At 67.1% G+C, this 1,224-nt stretch carries 1 protein-coding gene and 1 pseudogene; one reads left to right on the forward strand and one right to left on the reverse strand.

Going from position 1 to position 1,224, the window contains the following annotated elements:
* A pseudogene (locus YH3_RS36620) lies at positions 1-298 on the reverse strand (hypothetical protein); the annotation flags it as partial.
* 33 nt (positions 299-331) lie between these two features.
* Here YH3_RS36620 and YH3_RS07155 point away from each other — a divergent pair.
* A partial coding sequence (locus YH3_RS07155; RefSeq protein ID WP_064443179.1) for a hypothetical protein occupies positions 332-1,224 on the forward strand: 893 nt, incomplete at its 3' end.

The raw sequence follows: 1,224 nt of genomic DNA on the forward strand, positions 1-1,224 counted from the left end.
CGACCATGCGCGCCGCACCCCAACCGGCGAGCCAGAGCGCCACGAGCAGGATGAACTTGACCACCAGTCCGCCGTCGATCACGGTGCTCAACGCTGCGATCAGCGCGTCCTGGGGAACGGCGCGGGCTGCGGCGTCGGTGAGTCCGAGGGCGGAGTCGGTCAAGTACGAGCGCGGCGTGCTGACGGCGTCGCGCAGCAGGAGGTAGCCGGGGCCGAGCAGCGGTCCGAGGATCAACAGTGCCAGCGCCAGGCTGTACGCCGCAGGCAGGTAACGGCGGTATCCGGCTTGCACTGTCATGACGCGCACGATACGTGGTGCATCATTACTGCCATGCCTCGCCAACCACTCGATCGCGCCGCCGCGGCCGGGGTCGGCATGGTTTTGGTGGGATCGATGACGGCCAATGTCGCGTCGTACCTGTTGGCATGGTTGGCCAGCCGATGGTTGGGTCCGGTCGGCTACGGCGAGTTCGCGAGTCTGCTTGCCGCCCAGTTGGTACTTGCGGTTCCGGCTTTGGCGTTGCAGACGGTGGTCGCCCGCGAGGCGGTGCGTGGCAAGAGCACAGATGCGTTGCGGTCGTTGGGGTATCGATGCACCGCGATCGTCGCCGTCCTCGCGGTGGCGCTCGCTCCGGCGATGGCGTGGCTGCTCGACACCGGAATCGTGGCGTCGTTCTCGGCATTGGTGACTGCGCCCATGTTGGTTCTACTGGCAACGGAGCAGGGGTTGTTGCAGGGTCACGGTCGGTTCGGCACTCTCAGTGCCGTGCTGGCCGGAGCCGGGGTGATGAAAGTCCTTCCGGCAGTGATCGTTCTGGCTTTCGGTGGCGGAGCAGGCGCGGCATTGGTCGCCGGCGCGGCCGGAACTGCGTTGCTGGTGGCGATAGTTCGAGTGGTCGACCGAACCGTCTCGGTGAGCGAGGACCGTCCGGTGCGTATCGGCGTCGTCTCCGTGCTCGCGGCGTCACAAGTCCAGCTTGCGTTGATCGCGTTGTCTTCGCTGGACCTGCTGATCGTCCGCGTCGTCCTCAGTGAGTACGACGCCGGTGTCTACGCACTCGGCGCCGTCGCGACGAAGGTGGCGTTCTGGCTGCCACAGGCAGTGGGCGTCGTGCTGTACCCGAAGATGGCGAATCCGGCGCACTCGGCGCAAGCGGTTCGCTCGGCGTTGGCGGTGCTCGTCGGCATCGGCGCCGTGTTGGTTCTGGGGGCGGCGGTTGCCGG

This window comes from Rhodococcus sp. YH3-3 (genome assembly GCF_001653035.1).
Lineage (GTDB): Bacteria > Actinomycetota > Actinomycetes > Mycobacteriales > Mycobacteriaceae > Rhodococcus_F > Rhodococcus_F qingshengii.